Source organism: Kitasatospora saccharophila, from assembly GCF_039529925.1.
GTDB classification, from domain to species: domain Bacteria; phylum Actinomycetota; class Actinomycetes; order Streptomycetales; family Streptomycetaceae; genus Kitasatospora; species Kitasatospora saccharophila.
In genome coordinates this window covers 1-17503 of the sequence record NZ_BAAANS010000059.1, presented here as the reverse complement: position 1 = coordinate 17503, position 17503 = coordinate 1, and the positions used below count along the sequence as shown (strand labels likewise).

The following is a 17503-nucleotide window of genomic DNA, read 5'->3' as shown; positions in this document are numbered from 1 at the left end:
CATGGGTGCCACTCTCGCCGGGTGGCTGCAGGCGCTCGCGCTGGTCGGCGCGCTCGCCCTGTGCTACCGCCCGCTGGGCGACCACATCGCCCACCTGCTCACCTCCGCCAGGCACCTGAGAGCCGAGCGGGCGCTGTACCGGGTGGTCGGCGTCGACGGTGACGCCGACCAGCGCTGGCCGGTCTACCTGCGCTCGGTGCTGGCGTTCTCCGCGCTGTCGGTGCTGTTCCTGTACGGGCTGATCCGGCTGCAGACCCACCTGCTGCTCGGCCTGGGCGTGCCCGAGATGGCGCCGCACCAGGCGTGGAACACCGCGATCTCCTTCACCACCAACACCAACTGGCAGTCGTACAGCGGCGAGTCGGCGATGGGCCACCTGGTCCAGACGGCCGGCCTCGCGGTGCAGAACTTCGTCTCGGCGGCGGTCGGCATCGCGGTGGTCGCGGCGCTGATCCGCGGCTTCACCCGCCACCGCACCGACCGGGTCGGCAACTTCTGGGTCGACCTCACCCGCGTCGTGCTGCGCCTGCTGCTGCCGGTCTCGATCGTCTTCGCCCTCGTGCTGGCCGCCAACGGCGTGATCCAGAACTTCCACGGCTTCGAACAGGTGACCACCCTGACCGGCGGTCAGCAGTCGATCCCGGGCGGGCCGGTGGCCTCGCAGGAGGTCATCAAGCTGCTGGGCACCAACGGCGGCGGCTTCTACAACGCCAACTCGGCGCACCCGTTCGAGAACCCGACCGGTCTCACCAACCTGCTGGAGGTCTTCCTGCTGCTGGTGATCCCGTTCGCGCTGCCGCGCGCCTTCGGCAAGATGGTCGGCGACCACCGCCAGGGCTACGCGATCGTCGCGGTGATGGGCCTGTTCTGGGCGGCCTCGACGGCGCTGATCACCTTCTTCGAGCACCAGCACACCGGCAGCGCGCTGCAGGCGGCCGGGGCGGCGATGGAGGGCAAGGAGCAGCGCTTCGGCGTCGCGGCCTCCAGCCTGTTCGCGGCGTCCACCACGCTGACCTCGACCGGTGCGGTGAACTCCTTCCACGACTCGTTCACGCCGCTGGGCGGCGGGCTGACGGTGTTCGACATGATGCTCGGTGAGATCGCGCCCGGCGGCACCGGCTCCGGCCTGTACGGGATGCTGATCCTCGCGGTCGTCGCCGTCTTCGTGGCGGGCCTGATGGTCGGCCGCACCCCCGAGTACCTGGGCAAGAAGCTGGGCGGCCGGGAGATGAAGTTCGCCTCGCTCTACATCCTCACCACCCCCGCCCTGGTGCTGATCGGCACGGGTGTCGCGATCGCGCTGCCCGGCGAGCGGGCCGGGATGCTCAACTCCGGTGCGCACGGCTTCTCCGAGGTGCTGTACGCGTTCACCTCCGCGAGCAACAACAACGGATCGGCGTTCGCCGGCATCACGGTCAACACGCCCTGGTACGACACGGCGCTGGGCCTGGCGATGGTGTTCGGCCGGTTCCTGCCGGTGGTGTTCGTCCTGGCGCTGGCGGGTTCGCTCGCCCGGCAGCAGCCGGTGCCCGCGAGCGCGGGCACCCTGCCCACCCACAGGCCCCTGTTCGTCGGCCTGCTGTCGAGCGTCGTCCTGATCGTCGTCGGCCTCACCTACTTCCCGGCCCTCGCCCTCGGGCCGCTCGCGGAAGGTCTCCACTGATGTCCAGCACCCTTGTCCCCGCACCGGCCGAGCAGGCCGACAAGCCGCACGGAGTGCGGTCCGGCCTGCTCGACCCGAAACTGATCGCCAGGTCCCTGCCCGACGCGGTGAGGAAGCTCGACCCCCGCGTCATGGTGAAGAACCCGGTGATGTTCGTGGTCGAGGTCGGCTCGGTCGTCACCACGGTCTCGGCCCTCGCTTCGCCCTCGGTGTTCGCCTGGTCGATCACCGTCTGGCTGTGGCTCACCACGATCTTCGCCAACCTCGCCGAGGCCGTCGCCGAGGGCCGCGGCAAGGCCCAGGCCGACACCCTGCGCAAGACCAGGACCGAATCCGTCGCCCGACGCCTCGTCGACTGGCCCGCCTCGCCGGCCGAGGAGGCGGTGCCCGGCACCGCGCTGCGGCTCGGCGACCACGTCGTCGTGGAGGCCGGGCAGACCATCCCCGGGGACGGCGACGTGGTGGAGGGCGTCGCGTCCGTCGACGAGTCGGCGATCACCGGCGAGTCCGCGCCGGTGATCCGCGAGTCGGGCGGCGACCGCTCCGCGGTCACCGGCGGCACCAAGGTGCTGTCGGACCGGATCGTGGTGAAGATCGCCTCGGAGCCCGGCAAGTCGTTCATCGACCGGATGATCGCCCTGGTGGAGGGCGCCGCGCGGCAGAAGACGCCGAACGAGATCGCGCTGAACATCCTGCTGGCCTCGCTGACGATCGTGTTCCTGGTCGCCGTGGTGACCCTGCAGCCGATGGCCGCCTACGCGGGCGCGCCGCAGTCGATGATCGTGCTGGTGGCGCTGATCGTGGCGCTGATCCCGACGACGATCGGCGCGCTGCTCTCGGCGATCGGCATCGCGGGCATGGACCGGCTGGTGCAGCGCAACGTGCTGGCGATGTCCGGCCGGGCGGTGGAGGCGGCGGGCGACGTCAACACGCTGCTGCTCGACAAGACCGGCACCATCACCCTCGGCAACCGGCAGGCCGCCGAGTTCCGGCCGGCCGAGGGCGTCACCGCGGACGAGTTGGCCGGCGCCGCGCAGCTCTCCTCGCTCGCCGACGAGACCCCCGAGGGCCGCTCGATCGTCGTCCTCGCCAAGACCGGGTACGGCCTGCGGGCCCGCGCCCGGGGCGAGTCGGCGCACGCCACCTGGGTGCCGTTCACCGCGCAGACCCGGATGTCGGGCGTCGACCTGGACGGGCGGCAGGTCCGCAAGGGCGCGGCCGGTTCGGTCGCCGACTGGGTGACCGCGCACGGCGGTTCGGTCGGTGCGGACGTGGCCGCGCTGGTCGACGGGATCGCCGCGGCCGGCGGCACCCCGCTGGTGGTGGCCGAGCGCGAGGCCGCGGGCGCACCGCGCGTCCTCGGTGTCATCCACCTCAAGGACGTGGTGAAGGAGGGCATGCGCGAACGCTTCGACGAGCTGCGGCGCATGGGCATCAAGACCGTCATGATCACCGGCGACAACCCGCTGACCGCCCGGGCGATCGCCGAGGAGGCGGGCGTGGACGACTTCCTCGCCGAGGCCACCCCCGAGGACAAGATGGCCCTGATCAAGAAGGAGCAGGAGGGCGGCAAGCTGGTCGCGATGACCGGCGACGGCACCAACGACGCCCCGGCGCTGGCCCAGGCGGACGTGGGCGTGGCGATGAACACCGGCACCATGGCGGCCAAGGAGGCCGGGAACATGGTCGACCTGGACTCCAACCCCACCAAGCTGATCGAGATCGTCGAGATCGGCAAGCAACTGCTCATCACCCGGGGCGCGTTGACGACCTTCTCGATCGCCAACGACGTCGCCAAGTACTTCGCGATCATCCCGGCGATGTTCGCGGGCGCGTACCCGGGGCTGCGCCACCTGAACATCATGGGCCTGCACAGCCCCACCTCCGCGATCACCTCCGCGATCGTCTTCAACGCCCTGGTCATCGTCGGCCTCATCCCGCTCGCCCTGCGCGGCGTCAAGTACCGACCCGGCAATGCGAGTTCGCTGCTCGCCCGGAACATCGGGATCTACGGGATCGGCGGCCTGATCGTGCCCTTCGTCGGCATCAAGGCGATCGACCTGATCGTCCGGTTCGTCCCCGGCCTGAGCTGAGAGAGGCCAGAATCCCCATGCCCGCTTTTCTGCGCACCCACCTCACCGCGCTGCGGATGCTGCTGGTGCTGACCGTGATCCTCGGCCTCGCCTACCCCCTGCTGGTCACCGGCGTCAGCCAACTCGCCTTCGCCGACAGGGCCAACGGCTCGATCGTGAAGTCCGACGGCAAGGAGATCGGCTCCAGCCTCCTCGGCCAGAACTACGACCTCCCGAAGCAGGACCCGAACAACGCCGACGAACCGGCCCGGCCGGACCCGAAGTTCTTCCAGCCGCGCCCGTCCGCCGGCTCCTACGACCCGAAGGCGTCCGGCGCCTCCAACCTGGGCCCGAACAGCGACGACCTGCTCAAGGCCGTCAACGACCGCCGGGCCGCGATCGCCGCCTTCGACGGCGTCGACCCGTCGGCCGTCCCGCCGGACGCGGTCACCGCCTCCGGCTCCGGACTCGACCCGCACATCTCCGTCGCCTACGCCGAGGAACAGGTGCCCAGGGTCGCCAAGGAGCGCGGCATCCCGGCGGAGGAGCTGAACCAGCTGATCGAGAAGTACACCGAGGGCCGCTCGCTCGGCTTCCTCGGCCAGGACGGCGTCAACGTCGTCCTGCTGAACAAGGCGATCGGCGAGCGGAGGTGACGACCGACGGCTGACCGCACCGACCCGGGCCGGGACGTGCTCCCCGGCCCGGGTCGGTCTGCTGTCGCAACTGCCGCCCGCTGAGCGGGAGTCGCGCGCAGCCGGAACGCCGATCACGAAGCACCCGCCACCGGCCGTCCTTCGTCGAGAAAGAGCAGCGCCCATGCCCCGTGACCACACTCCCGGCACCGTGCACCGCCGCGGGCAGTTGCGGGTCTACCTCGGTTCGGCCCCCGGCGTCGGCAAGACCTACCGGATGCTCGACGAGGCCCGCCGCAGACGGGACCGGGGTGCGGACGTGGTGGTCGGCTTCATCGAGTGCCACGGCCGACGGCACACCGAGAACATGCTGCGGGGCCTGGAGACGGTACCGCGCCTGACCCGGACCTACCGGGGCGGCGACTTCCAGGAGATGGACCTCGACGCGATCCTCGCCCGCCGCCCGCAGGTCGCCCTGGTGGACGAGCTCGCGCACACCAACATCCCCGGCGGGCGCAACGCCAAGCGCTGGCAGGACGTCGAGGACCTGCTCGCCGCCGGCATCGACGTGGTCACCACCGTCAACGTCCAGCACCTGGAGTCGCTCAACGACGTCGTCCGGAAGATCACCGGGATCCCGCAGCGCGAGACCGTCCCCGACGAGGTCGTCCGGCGCGCCGACCAGCTCGAACTGGTCGACATGGCCCCCCAGGCCCTGCGCCGCCGCCTCGCCCACGGCAACGTCTACCGGGCGGAGAAGGTGGACGCCGCGCTCTCCCACTACTTCCGGGTCGGCAACCTGACGGCCCTTCGGGAGCTCGCCCTGCTCTGGGTCGCCGGACGGGTCGACGAGGGCCTGCGCGACTACCGCGCCGGCCACCACATCGACCGGGTCTGGGAGACCCGCGAACGCGTCGTCGTCGCGCTCACCGGCGGACCCGAGGGCGCGACCCTGGTCCGCCGGGCCGCCCGGATCGCCGACCGCACCGCCGGCGGCGAACTGCTCGCCGTGCACGTGACCCGCAGCGACGGGCTGGCCGGGGCCTCGCCCGGCACACTCGCCGAGCAGCGGCAACTGGTCGAGACCCTGGGCGGCAGCTACCACGTGGTGGTCGGCGACGACGTCCCCGGCAGCCTGATGGCTTTCGCCCGGGCCCACGACGCCACCCAGCTGGTCCTCGGCACCAGCAGGCGGGGCCGGCTCAACCGCTTCCTCACCGGGCCGGGCACCGGACAGACCACCGTGGACGCCTCCGAGGACATCGACGTCCACATGGTCACCCACGAGTTCACCGGCCGGGGCCGGCTGCCCGCGCCGGGGCGCCGCCACTCGCGCCGGCGCACCGTCGCCGGCTACCTGGCGGGGGTCGTGGTGCCGAGCCTGCTGACCGTGGTCCTCTCGCGGTGCCACGCCCGGGTGAACCTCACCACCGACGCGCTGATCTTCCAACTCGGCGTCGTCGGTGTCGCGTTGCTGGGCGGTGCGACCTCCGCCCTGCTGGCCTCGCTGGTCGCCTCGCTGCTGCTCAACTACTTCTTCATCCCGCCGGTCCACACCTTCACCATCGGCGAGCCCAACAACGTCATCGCCCTGGCCGTCTTCGCCGCCGTCGCGCTCACCGTCTCCACCGTCGTCGACCGCGCCACCCGGCTCACCCGGCGCGCGGCCCGGGCCACCGCCGAGGCCGAGACGCTGTCCACCCTGGCCGGCAGCGTGCTGCGCGGCGCCGACGCCCTGCCCGCCCTGATCGAGAAGACCCGCACCGCCTTCGCCCTCGACTCCGTCGCGCTGCTCGACCGCACCAGCGGTGACCCGATCGCGCGTAGCGACACCGAAGGGGAACCGGCCGACGACCGGACCGTCACCGAACTCCCGGTCGGCGGCGGAGCATTGCTGGTCCTCGCGGGGCGCCGACTGCCGGCCGCGGACCAGCGCGTGCTCACCGCGTTCGCCGCCCACGTCGCCGCCGCGCTGGAACGCGACCGGCTGGCCACCGTCGCGGCCGAGGTCGAGCCGATCAAGGCCGCCGACCGGATGCGCACCGCGCTGCTCGCCGCCGTCAGCCACGACCTGCGCACCCCGCTCGCCGTCGCCCTCGCCTCCGTCGGCTCGCTGCGCAGCCCCGACGTCGAGTTCTCGCCCGACGACCGGGCCGAACTCCTCGCCACCGCCGACGAATCGCTGGTCAAGCTGACCCGACTGGTCGACAACCTGCTCGACATGAGCCGCCTACAGGCCGGCGCCCTCACCCTGCACCTGGAGCCCACCCACCTGGACGAGGTGCTGCCCCGCGCCCTCGACTCCCTGCTCGACGCCCACGCGCCCGTCCAGCCGCTCGACCTCGCCACCGCGCCCCCGGTGCTGGCCGATCCGCCGCTGCTGGAGCGGGTGCTGGCCAACGTCATCACCAACGCGCTGCGGTACAACGCGCCCGGCGCGCCCGTCCTGGTCGCCGCCAGCCACCACCTCGACCGGGTCGAGATCCGGGTGATCGACCGCGGCCCCGGCATCCCGCCCGGCGACCGCGACCGGGTCTTCCTCCCGTTCCAACGCCTCGGCGACACCGACAACACCACCGGCGTCGGCCTCGGCCTCGCCCTCTCCCGCGGCCTCGCCGAAGCGATGGGCGGCTCCCTGGAGGTCGAGGACACCCCGGGCGGCGGCACCACCGTGCTGCTCACCCTGCCCGCCGCCGAACCGAGCGTGGACGACCCGACCACGGACGACCCGACCACGGACGAGAACGGAGGGCCGGGACGGTGACGCGGATCCTGGTCGTGGACGACGAACCGCAGCTGCTGCGCGCGCTGAGGACCACCCTGCACGCCCTCCCGCGAGAAGGTCCAGGCCCTGGACGCGGGCGCCGACGACTACCTGACCAAGCCGTTCGTCATGGACGAACTGCTCGCCCGCTTGCGGGCCGTCATGCGCCGACCCGCAGGAGAGCCCGCCGCCGTGCCGCGGTTCACGGTCGGCGCCCACACCGTCGACCTCGCCGCCGCCGTCGTCACCGGCCCGGCTGGCCCGGTGCGGCTCACCCCCACCGAGTGGAAGATGATGCGGCTGCTGCCGGCCAGCCCGAACCGTGGACGGACCCGGACTTCCCGCTCCGGGTGCTGGAACTCCAGCGGGCCCGGCAGCGCCGGTGCGCGCCGCCGCCCGGTGGCGGCGTGCTGCTGCACGACCGCTCGCCCGTGTGCACGCACGCGCTGGCGGTGTACCTCGGCCGGCCCGTCCCGCCCGCGCTGACCGCCGAGTCGGAGCGGATCGTCGACGAGCGGGTCCACCGGCGCGAGGTGTTCCTGGTCCGTCCGATCGGCTTCTGCACGCCCACCGCCGCCCGCCGGATCGACCACCCGGCCTCGCTCGCCTTCGAGCGCGTCCACCTCGCCTCCTACCGCCGGTACGGCTTCCGGCTGCTCGACGTCCCGCCCGGGCCCGTCCCCGCCCGGGCCGACCTGATCGCCGACACCCTGGCCCGGCTCACGTCCTGACCCCCCGTCGCCCCGCCCGCGTCGTACGCTCGACCGGGGCCGAGGCCGAAGCCGAGGCCACGGCGGGGGACAGCGGGGGACACCGACGGAGGACACCCATGGACGCGACGGACGCCACCACCCTGTACGCCGAGCTGGACCGCCGCAGCGCGGCCGTCGCCGAGCAGGTGATCGCCTGGCGGCGGCACCTGCACCGGCACCCCGAGCTGTCCAACCGGGAGGGGGCCACGGCCGAGCTGATCGCCGGGCACCTGACCTCGCTGGGCCTGGACGAGGTCCGCACCGGCATCGCCGGGCACGGCGTGGTCGGGGTGCTGCGCGGCGGCCGGCCCGGCGGCCGGGTGGTGGCGCTGCGGGCCGACACCGACGCGCTGCCGGTCGCCGACCTGTGCGGCACCGACTTCGCCTCCTCGGCCGTCGACCGCGACTACCCCGGCGGCCCCTTCCCGGTCTCGCACGCCTGCGGCCACGACGGCCACACCGCGATGCTGCTCGGCGCCGCCACCGTGCTCGCCGGGGTGCGCGAACAGCTTCCCGGCACCGTGCTGTTCGTGTTCCAGCCCGCCGAGGAGGGCCCGCCGGTCACCGAGGCCGGCGGCGCCCGGCAGATGCTCGCCGAGCACGCCCTCGACGACCCCGAACCCACCATGGTGTTCGGCATGCACCTCACCCCGCACCCCAAGGGCCACGTCGGCTACCGGGCCGGGAACCAGTACGCGGCCTCCTGCCTGGTCAAGATCACCGTGACCGGCCGCCAGGTGCACGGCTCCACCCCCTGGCAGGGCGTCGACCCGATGCCGCCCGCCGCCGCGATCATCACCGGCATCGGCCAGCTCTACCGCCAGCTCGACGCCTACCACCCGGTCACCGTCACCATCGGCCACGTCGAGGACATCGGCCGCTTCAACATCATCGGCGAGCGCGTCACCCTCTGGGGCACCGTCCGCTGCGCCGTCGAGAGCGACATGGCCGACGTCCAGCGGCGCCTGACCCGGCTCGCCGAGCACACCGCCGAGGCGCACGGCTGCACCGCCACCGTCGAGCACCTGCAGGACGTCCCGGCCGTCGACAACCGCCAGGAGTGGCTGGACGCCGCGCTGCCCACGCTGCGCCGGGTGGTCGGAGCGGACCGCGTCCTGGAGACCGGCGCGACCCTCGGCTACGACGACGTCTCCGAGTTCGTCAACGCCTACGGCGGCCTGTACGTCATGCTCGGCGCCCAGGACACCGAACTCGACGCCGCCGGCAACCCCGTCCCCACCCCCGGCGGCCGCGGCATCGTCCCCAACCACAACCCGCACTTCTACCTCGACGACGACACCCTCCCCACCGGCGTCCGGCTCCACGCCCACCTCGCCGCCGACCACCTCACCGGCCGGCTGCTCCCGGCCGACCGGGCCTGAAACCCCTTGGACGGGACGGGAGTCCACCTGCTGCAATGACCGGACGACCCGGTGGCGGAGGGAGCCCGAGGATGCCGGAGATCGCGCTGCGCCTGACGGTGCGCGACCTCACCGAGGCCGACCTGCCCTCCTGCGGCTGGGCCGGCTCGCCCAAGCACGTGCGCGAACTCGTCCACCAGCTCCGCCGCGCCGAGGCGGGCGAGGTCGACTACCTGGCGGTGTGCACGCCGGCCGGCCTCCCCGTCGCGGTCGGCGGCGTCGACTACGCCCCCGCCCCCGGCGCCGGGACGCTCTGGCAGCTCGGCGTCCACCCCGCCCTGCGCTCCTGCGGCATCGGCACCCTGCTGATCCGCGCCGCCGAGCAGCGGATCACGGCCCGCGGCCTCGCCGTCGCCGAACTCGGCGTCGAGGAGTCCAACCCGCGCGCCCGCGCCCTCTACGAACGCCTCGGCTACCGCGCCTTCGGCCGCGCCCTCGACGGCTGGGACGTCGAGGACGCGGACGGCACGCTCCGCCGCTACGAGACGGTGTGCACCCTGATGCGCAGGCGGCTCGCCGTCAGCCCCGCAACTGCCGCTCCAGCGAAGGCCGTTGATCAGCCAGCCAGGACTGCAGCCGGTCCCAGCGGGCCCAGCCGCCGTACGAGTCGAAGGACGTGACGAACGCGGCGTCCCCGGCCGCGACCCGGCGGGCGACGAAGGCCCGGCAGACGGCGGTGGCCTGCTCCAGGACGGACGGCAGGGCGCGGCGGTCGGCGGCGGAGAGAGCGTACGCTCCGGCGAACAGGGCCAGCCGGCGCGGCACTTCGAGGTGCGCGCGGCCGGTCTCGGCAGCCGTCGCCGGGTCGAGCGCCGGCACCCAGTAGCGGGCCGTCAGCGCCACGTCCCAGAGCGGCCGGCCCGGGGCGGCGAAGTCGAAGTCGATCAGCGCGGCCGCCCCGCCCGCCCGGAACACCACGTTCTCCGCGCACACGTCGTTGTGGCACAGCAGCGGCCCGCCCTCCGGATCGGCGAACTCGTCCGGCCAGTGCGCCGCCGGGTCGAACGGCGTGCGCGCGCTCGCCGCGTGCCAGCGGCGCAGCAGCCGGGCCACCGACACCAGCGCCGCGTCGTCCAGCGCCCAGGCCGGGTACGGCGGCACCGCGACCTCCCCCGGCAGGAACTCCAGCCGCTCCCGGCCGCCGGTCACCGGCCCGACCGGCACCGGCGCCCCCGCGAACCCGCCCGCCCGCAGCGCCGCCAGGAACCCGTGCAGGGCGGCGGCGTGCGGCGGCGCGGGCCGCTCCACCACGCCGCCGCGCCGCCGCACCGCGCCCGCGTTGGCCAGCCCGCCCGCCAACAGCTCCCCGCCCACCGGCTCTCCGTCCATCCCGCGATCCTTCCACGGGTGGCCCGCCCACCCGGACCGGCGCGATACTCGAACGGACACCGAACTCCGCGGAGGTGAGGGCGATGCCCGCGACCGTTACCGGAACGACCACCAGGGGAACGACCACCAGGGGAACGACCGCCAGGGGAACGACCGCCACCGGTGGGCCCGGCCCCGGTGCGTTCCACCGGTTCGCCGCCTGGCTGAACGCCAAGCACAACACCTCGCTGGTCTTCCTGCTCGCGCTGTCCCTGGGCCTCGGCCTGGTCGCGGCGCAGCTCGACCAGCTCTGGCTGCTGATCGTGTTCTCGGTGGTGTGGGCCGTCACCATCGTCGCGTTCGCCGCGCAGTTCCTCGGCCGCCACGAACGCGCCCACCCGCACGCCGCCTGAAGCCGCACGCGGCCTGAAGCCGTGCGCGGCCCGGGCCGTGCGCCGCGGGCGGTCAGCTTCCGGACCACACCGTGGTGATGTTGCAGAACTCGCGGATGCCGTGGCCGGACAGCTCCCGCCCGTAGCCGGAGCGGCGGACCCCGCCGAACGGGAACGCCGGGTGCGAGGCGGTCATCCCGTTGAAGAAGACCCCGCCGGCCCGCAGGTCGCGCACGCACCGCTCGCGGTCCGCGTCGTCCGTGGTCCAGACGTTCGAACTCAGGCCGAACGGCGAGTCGTTGGCGACCGCGACGGCCTCGTCCAGGTCGGCGACCCGGTACACGGTGGCGACCGGGCCGAACGCCTCCTCGCGGTGGATCCGCATCTTCGGGGTCACCCCGGTCAGCACCGTCGGCAGGTAGTACCAGCCGCCCGCCAGTGCCGGGTCGTCCGGCCGGGCGCCGCCGCAGGCCACCGTCGCGCCGTGCCCGATCGCGTCCGCGACCAGCACCTCCAGGTCGGTGCGGCCCTGCTCGGTGGCCAGCGGGCCGACCTCGGTGTCCGCCGCGGTCGGGTCGCCGACGGTCAGCGCCCGCATCCGCTCGGTGAACGCGGCCAGGAACTCCTCGTACACGTCCGTGTGCACGATGAAGCGCTTCGCGGCGATGCAGGACTGCCCGTTGTTCTGCACCCGCGCGGTCACCGCCCGCTCGGCCGCGGCCGCCACGTCCGCCGAGGGCAGCACCAGGAACGGGTCGCTGCCGCCCAGTTCCAGCACCGTCTTCTTGATCTCGTCCCCGGCCACCGCCGCCACCGACCGGCCCGCCCCCTCGCTGCCGGTCAGCGTCACCGCCACCACCCGCTCGTCCCGGATCACCGCCTCCACCTGGGACGAGGAGATCAGCAGCGTCTGGAAGCAGCCCTGCGGGAACCCGGCCCGGGCGAACAGCTCCTCCAGCGCGAGCGCCGTGCGCGGCACGTTCGAGGCGTGCTTGAGCAGGCCCACGTTGCCCGCCATCAGCGCCGGGGCGGCGAACCGCACCACCTGCCAGAACGGGAAGTTCCACGGCATCACCGCCAGCACCGGCCCCAGCGGCCGGTACCGGACGTACGCCGACACCCCGCCGGAGTCCGCCACGTCCTGCTGCGCCGGGTGCTCGTCGGCGAGCAGCGCCTCGGCCCGGTCCGCGTACCAGCGCATCGCCTTCGCGCACTTGGCCGCCTCGGCCCGGGCCTGCGCCAGCGGCTTGCCCATCTCCAGCGTCATCGTCCGGGCGACCTGCTCGTTCGCCTGGTCCAGCAACTCGGCGGCCCGGTGCATCAGTTCGGCGCGGTGCGCGAAGGTGGTCAGCCGCCAGGACTCGAACGCGGACTGCGCGCGGGCCAGCCGGCGCTCCACGGCGGCCTCGTCCAGCGGGTCGAAGACCTCGACGCTGCGGCCGTCGGCCGGATTGACGGTGGCGATGGCCATCGGACCATTCCTTCCTCGACTGCCGCCCGGCCAACCGGGCGGGGGCGGACATCGAGGGGAGCGAGGAGGTGGAGACAGGAATCGAACCTATGTACACGGCCCTGCAAGCCGTTGCCTCGCCTCTCGGCCACTCCACCGGGCTCCCTCGCGTGACTCAAAAGCTAGCAGCGGGGGAGCGGGGGACGGGAATCCGAACCGCCCGGACATCACCCGAATGCCCCGTTTCGACCGAAGTGTGACGAACGGTCAGCAGATGATCGAATCATCCCCCCGCCCGTCCGGGGCCGCGACTACCCTGGACCCGTGCAGATCGACGACCTCAAACGCCTCCGCCGGGCCCGCGACACCATGGACCGCGACTACGCCGAACCGCTGGACGTCACCGCCCTCGCCCGGGTCGCCCTGATGTCCGTCGGCCACTTCCAGCGCAGCTTCCGCGCCGCGTACGGCGAAACCCCCTACAGCTACCTGATGACCCGCCGGATCGAGCGCGCCAAGGCGCTGCTGCGCCGCGGCGACCTGTCCGTCACCGAGGTGTGCATGGCCGTCGGCTGTACCTCGCTGGGCTCGTTCAGCACCCGCTTCACCGAACTCGTCGGCGAGAGCCCCAGCACCTACCGGGCCCGCGACCACAGCGCCGCCGAGCACATCACCGCCTGCGTCGCGATGTACCTCACCCGCCCGATCCGCGGCACCGACACCGGGCGGCCGCAGCGGACCCCGGCGCAGGAGATCAGGAACGGAGAAGCACCGACCGGCCCGGATCGGTAGCGTCGGGGGCATGGACATCAAGCTCTCGCAGTGCTTCATCGCCGTCGACGACCACGACGCCGCGCTCGGCTTCTACCGCGACGCCCTCGGCCTGGAGGTGCGCAACGACATCGGCTTCGAGGGGATGCGCTGGGTCACCCTCGGCTCGACCGCCCAGCCCGAGGTCGAGGTCGTGCTCGAACCCCCGGTCGCCGACCCGGGCGCCACCGACGCCGACCGGCAGGCCGCCGCCGAACTGCTCGCCAAGGGCCTGCTGCGCGCCGTCAACTTCCGCACCCCCGACTGCGACGCCACCTTCGAGAAGATCCGCGCCACCGGGGCCGACGTGCTCCAGGAGCCGATGGATCAGCCCTACGGCGTCCGCGACTGCGCCTTCCGCGACCCGGCGGGCAACATGGTCCGCTTCGCCCAGCCCCGGGCCTGAGGGGCCACCGCGCCGTCCGGCCGCCGCCGGTGTAGTGCTGCCGGCGGTGCCGCGGACCACCAGCACCACTCGGACCAGGGTCGATGGGTGGGTGTCAACCTCAGGTTGACGGTACTCGACTGTCAACCTAAGGTTGCCTCATGGCTGACACCACTGGAGCGAAGAAGCCCTCCGTCCGGCTCGACGACCTGATCGAGGGCATCAAGAAGACGCACCCCGAAGCGCTCGACCAGCTGTCCAGCGCGGTGCTGGTCGCCGACCACCTCGGCGACGTCGCCGACCACCTGATCGGCCACTTCGTCGACCAGGCCCGCCGCTCCGGCGCCTCCTGGACCGACATCGGCCGCAGCATGGGCGTCACCCGGCAGGCCGCCCAGAAGCGCTTCGTCCCCAAGGACCCCGGCGAGGTCACCGAGATCGACACCGCGCAGGGCTTCAACCGCTTCACCCCGCGCGCCCGCAACGTCGTGATGGCCGCCCACCAGGCCGCCAAGGACGCGCACAACGGCGAGGTCCGCACCGAGCACCTGGTGCTCGGCCTGCTCGCCGAACCCGACGGCCTCGCCGCCGCTTACCTCGTCACCAGCGGAATCACCCTCGACACCGTCCGGGAGGCCGCCCTGGCCGCCCTCCCGCCCGCCGTCGAGGACGCCCCCGAACTCGTCCCCTACGACGCCGGCGCCAAGAAGGCGCTGGAGCTCACCATGCGCGAAGCCCTCCGCCTCGGCCACAACTACATCGGCACCGAGCACCTGCTGCTCGCCCTGATCGAGCACGAGGACGGCGACGGCATCCTCACCGCCCTCGGCCTCGACAAGGCCGCCGCCGAAACCGAGTTCCTCGCCACCCTCGCCCAACTCCCCAACGGATCCTGACGATCCACCCCACCGCCCCGGGAGCGGCGGGACCGCCCTGGGACGGGGGCGGCCCCGCCCCTCCCGCCTGCCCGCCTCCCGGCCGCACGCGGCGGGACACCCGGCGGGCAGGTGGACCGGTGGGCAGTCAGTCGACGGGCAGGTCCCGGACGCGGGCGAGCGGGCCCCGGCGGAGCCGGACGGCCGCGCCGGACAGCAGCGCCGCGCTGAGCCAGAGCGCGGCGCGCGGGCCCGCGGCGGCCGCGACCGCTCCGCCGAGCAGCGCGCCGAGCGGCAGGGTGGCGTGGTTGAGCGTCATCGCCGAGGTGACCACCCGGGTCAACAGTGCGGCGGGGACGCGGCGTTGGCGGAAGGTCGTGAAGACGACGTTGCCCGCCACCACGCCCGCCACCAGCACCGTCGAGCCCAGCGCGGACAGCGCCACCCCCGCCCCCGGCCGGGCCAGCGGGAGCAGCGCCGCGAACGGCACCGCCAGCAGTTGGACGGCCGCCGTGCCGCGCGCCGTGCCCCAGCGCCGTCCCGCCGGTCCGGCCGGCGCCGCGCCCGCCGCCCCGCCCAGCGCCGAGAGCGCCGCCAGCGGCCCCACCAGCCCGGCTCCGAGCCGCAGTTCGCGCACCAGGTACGGCACCAGGACGGACTGGCCGACCGCCAGCGCCAGGTTCGCCACTGCCCCGTACGCGGTGATCGCCCGCAGGTACGGGTCGTGCAGCAGGTGCCGGAAGCCCGCGGCGACCTGTGCGCGCAGCGGCTCGGGCTCCTCCGGCCGCTCCTTCCCGCGCCCCGGGGCCGGGCGGGTGCGGACCAGCAGCAGGGACAGCGCCGAGCACAGGAACGTCAACGCGTCCGCGAACAGCCCCGAGCGGGCGCCGAAGGTCTGCGCGGCCGGCCCCGCCAGTGCCGGGCCGACCAGCTGGGCGAGTGAAGTGCCGCCCTGGAGACGGGCGTTGGCGGAGGACAGGCGCTCGGGCGCGACCAGTTCGGGCAACTGCGCCTGGAACGCGGCCTGGAAGAACACCCCGCCCGCCCCGGCCAGCAGCGCCACCGCCAGCAGGTGCCCCAGGGTCAGCGCCCCGCACCACCCCGCCACCGGGACGCTCGCCAGCAGCGCCGCCGTCGCCAGGTCGCAGCCGACCATCACGGGCCGCCGGGGCCACCGCCCCACCCACACCCCCGCCGGCAGGCCCAGTAGCAGCCACGGCAGCCACACCGCCGCCGCCAGCAGGCCCACCGCCGCGGGGCCCGCGTCCAGGTCCACCACCGCGACCAGCGGCAGCGCCACCGCGGTGACCGCGCTGCCCGCCGCACTGACCGTCCGACCCGCCAGCAGCAGCCGCAAGTCCCGCCGCTCCCCGGCAAGTCGAGGGTCGGATCGCTGCCCCGATCGCTGCCCCGATCGCCGCGCGGACCGCCGTGCTGTCCGCCGCGCGGGCCGTACCGGTACGGGGGTCACGGCGCGGCGGGCACCGTGTGCCCGACCACCAGGACCGACTCGCGCGCCGCCCCGTCCGCCGGCACGGTCCGGGACGCCCAGGAGTCGATCAGGGCCAGCAGTTGCGCGTTGAACTCCCGGGCCTCCCCGGGCGTCAGCCGCAGCCAGGTCTCGGCCGACATCGCACACCCCTCCCGCCACGGCTCCGGGTACCCGGCACTGCGCGCCGCCCAGCTCCGCAGCAGCGCGAACTGCCGCTCCAGCAGCAGCGATCCGGCCGCCTCATGGGCCGCCGCCGCGGCCGGGTCCCCGGTGAAGTCCCCGCGGGCCCAGCGCACTTCGGCCGCGGTCAGCCGCCACCAGCGCTCCCGCCGGTCCCGCGCCAACTCCGGTGCCTCTTCGATCAGTTCGGCCTTCGCCAGGACCCGCAGGTGGTGGCTGGCGCTGCCGACCGCCTCGCCCGAGCGCTCGGCCAGCAGGCCGACCGTGGCCGGGCCGTGCACCTTCAGCAGGTCCAGCAGCCGCCGCCGGAGCGGATGGGCGAGGGCGGAGAGGGCGAGCGCGTCGGTGATCCGCCGTGCGGCGGTGGGGAGTTCGTCGGCCATGCCGGGAACGTACAAGAGATGTCGTACAACGACAAGAGTACAAGATTCCTTTTAGGTAAGGGAGTTGGCGTCCGGAGGGCGAAACTCCGTTGACGTGCCGACGGGTACCCGGTTCGCTGCTGCCAAACGATCACTGCGGGCGCTCCGCGAACGGACCGTGGACCGGCGGGGGCGGCCGCACCTGCGAGGGGAGCAGACATGGCGTACCGACTTCAGGGCCCGGTGCTGGAGGGGACCAGGGTGCGGCTGGAACCACTGGAGCAGCGGCACGCGGCGGAGCTGGCGCAGGCCGCGGAGGAGAGCCGGGGCAGCTACGGGTTCACCTGGGTGCCGCGCGCCGACGAGGTCGCCGACTACATCGCCACCCAGCACGGACGGGTCGCCACCGGCCGGCTCGCCCCGTACGCGCAGATCTCGCTGGCCACCGGCCGGGCCGTCGGCGCCACCGCCTTCTGGGAGCCGCGCACCCTGCCCGACACCGACGTGCTGTACGCCGTCGAGGTCGGCTTCACCTGGCTCGCCGCCTCCGCCCAGGGCACCGGCGTCAACGCCGAGTCCAAGCTGCTGCTGTTCCGGCACGCCTTCGAGCAGTGGAACGTCCGCCGGGTCGACCTCAAGACCGACGCCCGCAACGCACGCTCCCGCGCCGCCATCGCCTCCGTCGGCGCCCGCTTCGAGGGCGTCCTGCGCAACTGGTCGCGCTCCTGGGCCCCCGGCGAGGACGGCGCCCTGCGGGACGCGGCGATCTTCTCGATCACCGACGACGAGTGGCCGCAGGTGAAGGCCGCCCTCCAGGAGCGCGTCGCCCGCTACGGGAACTAGGGCGCGTATTTGGTCGTGATCAAGTGGCGATTCTGGTGAGGTCCTTGATCCAGATCATCGCGCCTCGAAGGTGGAGGCCGGCGAGGTAGCTCGTCGGGG

General features: G+C 73.6%; 16 protein-coding genes and 1 tRNA gene. 12 read left to right on the top strand and 5 right to left on the bottom strand.

Features of this window, described 5'->3' with window-relative positions:
* The first annotated feature begins 1 nt into the window (after nt 1).
* The 7 genes from kdpA (at nt 2) to ABD345_RS31920 (ending at nt 9927) form a co-directional block, all read left to right on the top strand.
* Nucleotides 2-1663 (top strand): potassium-transporting ATPase subunit KdpA, encoded by a 1662-nt coding sequence (kdpA, locus tag ABD345_RS31950; protein WP_344557265.1) that lies wholly within the window; start codon nt 2-4, stop codon nt 1661-1663.
* Nucleotides 1663-3756, top strand: a complete 2094-nt coding sequence (kdpB, locus tag ABD345_RS31945; protein WP_344557264.1) for a potassium-transporting ATPase subunit KdpB — start codon at nt 1663-1665, stop codon at nt 3754-3756. The genes kdpA and kdpB overlap by 1 nt, the downstream gene beginning before the upstream one ends.
* 17 nt (nt 3757-3773) lie before the next feature.
* Nucleotides 3774-4391 carry a potassium-transporting ATPase subunit KdpC gene (kdpC, locus tag ABD345_RS31940; protein ID WP_344557262.1) on the top strand — a complete coding sequence of 206 codons (618 nt, stop codon included), beginning with the start codon at nt 3774-3776 and terminating at the stop codon, nt 4389-4391.
* A gap of 163 nt (nt 4392-4554) precedes the next feature.
* Complete coding sequence (locus ABD345_RS31935) at nt 4555-7134, top strand: ATP-binding protein (RefSeq protein WP_344557260.1); 2580 nt, start codon at nt 4555-4557, stop codon at nt 7132-7134.
* Between the two features lie 284 nt (nt 7135-7418).
* Nucleotides 7419-7865, top strand: a complete 447-nt coding sequence (locus ABD345_RS31930) for an ATP/GTP-binding protein (RefSeq protein WP_344557259.1) — start codon at nt 7419-7421, stop codon at nt 7863-7865.
* 98 nt (nt 7866-7963) lie between these two features.
* Nucleotides 7964-9268, top strand: a complete 1305-nt coding sequence (locus tag ABD345_RS31925; RefSeq protein WP_344557258.1) for a M20 metallopeptidase family protein — start codon at nt 7964-7966, stop codon at nt 9266-9268.
* 71 nt (nt 9269-9339) lie between these two features.
* Nucleotides 9340-9927, top strand: a complete 588-nt coding sequence (locus tag ABD345_RS31920) for a GNAT family N-acetyltransferase (RefSeq protein WP_344557257.1) — start codon at nt 9340-9342, stop codon at nt 9925-9927.
* Here the strand turns inward: ABD345_RS31920 and ABD345_RS31915 are convergent.
* Entirely contained in the window at nt 9827-10636 is an 810-nt protein-coding gene (locus ABD345_RS31915; RefSeq protein ID WP_344557256.1) for an aminoglycoside phosphotransferase family protein, read from the bottom strand. The genes ABD345_RS31920 and ABD345_RS31915 overlap by 101 nt on opposite strands.
* 83 nt (nt 10637-10719) lie before the next feature.
* Between ABD345_RS31915 and ABD345_RS31910 the strand changes: the two genes are divergently transcribed.
* Complete coding sequence (locus ABD345_RS31910; protein WP_344557255.1) at nt 10720-11028, top strand: hypothetical protein; 309 nt, start codon at nt 10720-10722, stop codon at nt 11026-11028.
* 52 nt (nt 11029-11080) lie between these two features.
* Here the strand turns inward: ABD345_RS31910 and ABD345_RS31905 are convergent, their stop codons facing one another.
* Together ABD345_RS31905 and ABD345_RS31900 are read right to left on the bottom strand one after the other, a co-directional pair.
* On the bottom strand, nt 11081-12478 hold the full coding sequence (locus tag ABD345_RS31905) for an NADP-dependent succinic semialdehyde dehydrogenase (RefSeq protein WP_344557254.1): 1398 nt from the start codon (nt 12476-12478) through the stop codon (nt 11081-11083).
* A gap of 66 nt (nt 12479-12544) precedes the next feature.
* A tRNA-Cys gene (locus ABD345_RS31900) sits at nt 12545-12615 on the bottom strand.
* A 211-nt stretch (nt 12616-12826) separates the two neighbouring features.
* On the opposite strand from ABD345_RS31900, the gene ABD345_RS31895 reads away from it, so the two are divergent.
* The 3 genes from ABD345_RS31895 to ABD345_RS31885 all read left to right on the top strand — a co-directional run bounded on the left by ABD345_RS31895 (nt 12827) and on the right by ABD345_RS31885 (nt 14548).
* Complete coding sequence (locus ABD345_RS31895) at nt 12827-13249, top strand: helix-turn-helix transcriptional regulator (protein WP_425556906.1); 423 nt, start codon at nt 12827-12829, stop codon at nt 13247-13249.
* 10 nt (nt 13250-13259) lie between these two features.
* On the top strand, nt 13260-13673 hold the full coding sequence (locus tag ABD345_RS31890; protein ID WP_344557252.1) for a VOC family protein: 414 nt from the start codon (nt 13260-13262) through the stop codon (nt 13671-13673).
* 140 nt (nt 13674-13813) lie between these two features.
* Nucleotides 13814-14548, top strand: a complete 735-nt coding sequence (locus tag ABD345_RS31885; protein WP_344557251.1) for a Clp protease N-terminal domain-containing protein — start codon at nt 13814-13816, stop codon at nt 14546-14548.
* A gap of 127 nt (nt 14549-14675) precedes the next feature.
* Here ABD345_RS31885 and ABD345_RS31880 read toward each other — a convergent pair whose 3' ends face one another.
* Both ABD345_RS31880 and ABD345_RS31875 read right to left on the bottom strand, forming a co-directional pair.
* Nucleotides 14676-15884: an MFS transporter gene (locus tag ABD345_RS31880; protein WP_344557249.1), complete on the bottom strand. Its 1209-nt coding sequence runs from the start codon at nt 15882-15884 to the stop codon at nt 14676-14678.
* 110 nt (nt 15885-15994) lie between these two features.
* Nucleotides 15995-16582 carry an ArsR/SmtB family transcription factor gene (locus ABD345_RS31875; protein WP_344557247.1) on the bottom strand — a complete coding sequence of 196 codons (588 nt, stop codon included), beginning with the start codon at nt 16580-16582 and terminating at the stop codon, nt 15995-15997.
* A 198-nt stretch (nt 16583-16780) separates the two neighbouring features.
* Here ABD345_RS31875 and ABD345_RS31870 point away from each other — a divergent pair, with 198 nt between their 5' ends.
* Nucleotides 16781-17404 (top strand): GNAT family N-acetyltransferase, encoded by a 624-nt coding sequence (locus tag ABD345_RS31870; protein ID WP_344557245.1) that lies wholly within the window; start codon nt 16781-16783, stop codon nt 17402-17404.
* The last annotated feature ends 99 nt before the right edge of the window (nt 17405-17503 follow it).

What these genes read in the sequence shown, in the direction of transcription:
- kdpB (WP_344557264.1), top strand. Translation starts at nt 1,663, where the DNA reads ATGTCCAGCACCCTTGTCCCCGCACCGGCCGAGCAGGCCGACAAGCCG.
- ABD345_RS31920 (WP_344557257.1), top strand. Translation starts at nt 9,340, where the DNA reads ATGCCGGAGATCGCGCTGCGCCTGACGGTGCGCGACCTCACCGAGGCC.
- kdpC (WP_344557262.1), top strand. Translation starts at nt 3,774, where the DNA reads ATGCCCGCTTTTCTGCGCACCCACCTCACCGCGCTGCGGATGCTGCTG.
- ABD345_RS31885 (WP_344557251.1), top strand. Translation starts at nt 13,814, where the DNA reads ATGGCTGACACCACTGGAGCGAAGAAGCCCTCCGTCCGGCTCGACGAC.
- ABD345_RS31910 (WP_344557255.1), top strand. Translation starts at nt 10,720, where the DNA reads ATGCCCGCGACCGTTACCGGAACGACCACCAGGGGAACGACCACCAGG.
- ABD345_RS31875 (WP_344557247.1), bottom strand. Translation starts at nt 16,582, where the DNA reads ATGGCCGACGAACTCCCCACCGCCGCACGGCGGATCACCGACGCGCTC.
- ABD345_RS31915 (WP_344557256.1), bottom strand. Translation starts at nt 10,636, where the DNA reads ATGGACGGAGAGCCGGTGGGCGGGGAGCTGTTGGCGGGCGGGCTGGCC.
- ABD345_RS31890 (WP_344557252.1), top strand. Translation starts at nt 13,260, where the DNA reads ATGGACATCAAGCTCTCGCAGTGCTTCATCGCCGTCGACGACCACGAC.
- ABD345_RS31895 (WP_425556906.1), top strand. Translation starts at nt 12,827, where the DNA reads ATGGACCGCGACTACGCCGAACCGCTGGACGTCACCGCCCTCGCCCGG.
- ABD345_RS31935 (WP_344557260.1), top strand. Translation starts at nt 4,555, where the DNA reads ATGCCCCGTGACCACACTCCCGGCACCGTGCACCGCCGCGGGCAGTTG.
- ABD345_RS31905 (WP_344557254.1), bottom strand. Translation starts at nt 12,478, where the DNA reads ATGGCCATCGCCACCGTCAATCCGGCCGACGGCCGCAGCGTCGAGGTC.
- kdpA (WP_344557265.1), top strand. Translation starts at nt 2, where the DNA reads ATGGGTGCCACTCTCGCCGGGTGGCTGCAGGCGCTCGCGCTGGTCGGC.
- ABD345_RS31870 (WP_344557245.1), top strand. Translation starts at nt 16,781, where the DNA reads ATGGCGTACCGACTTCAGGGCCCGGTGCTGGAGGGGACCAGGGTGCGG.
- ABD345_RS31925 (WP_344557258.1), top strand. Translation starts at nt 7,964, where the DNA reads ATGGACGCGACGGACGCCACCACCCTGTACGCCGAGCTGGACCGCCGC.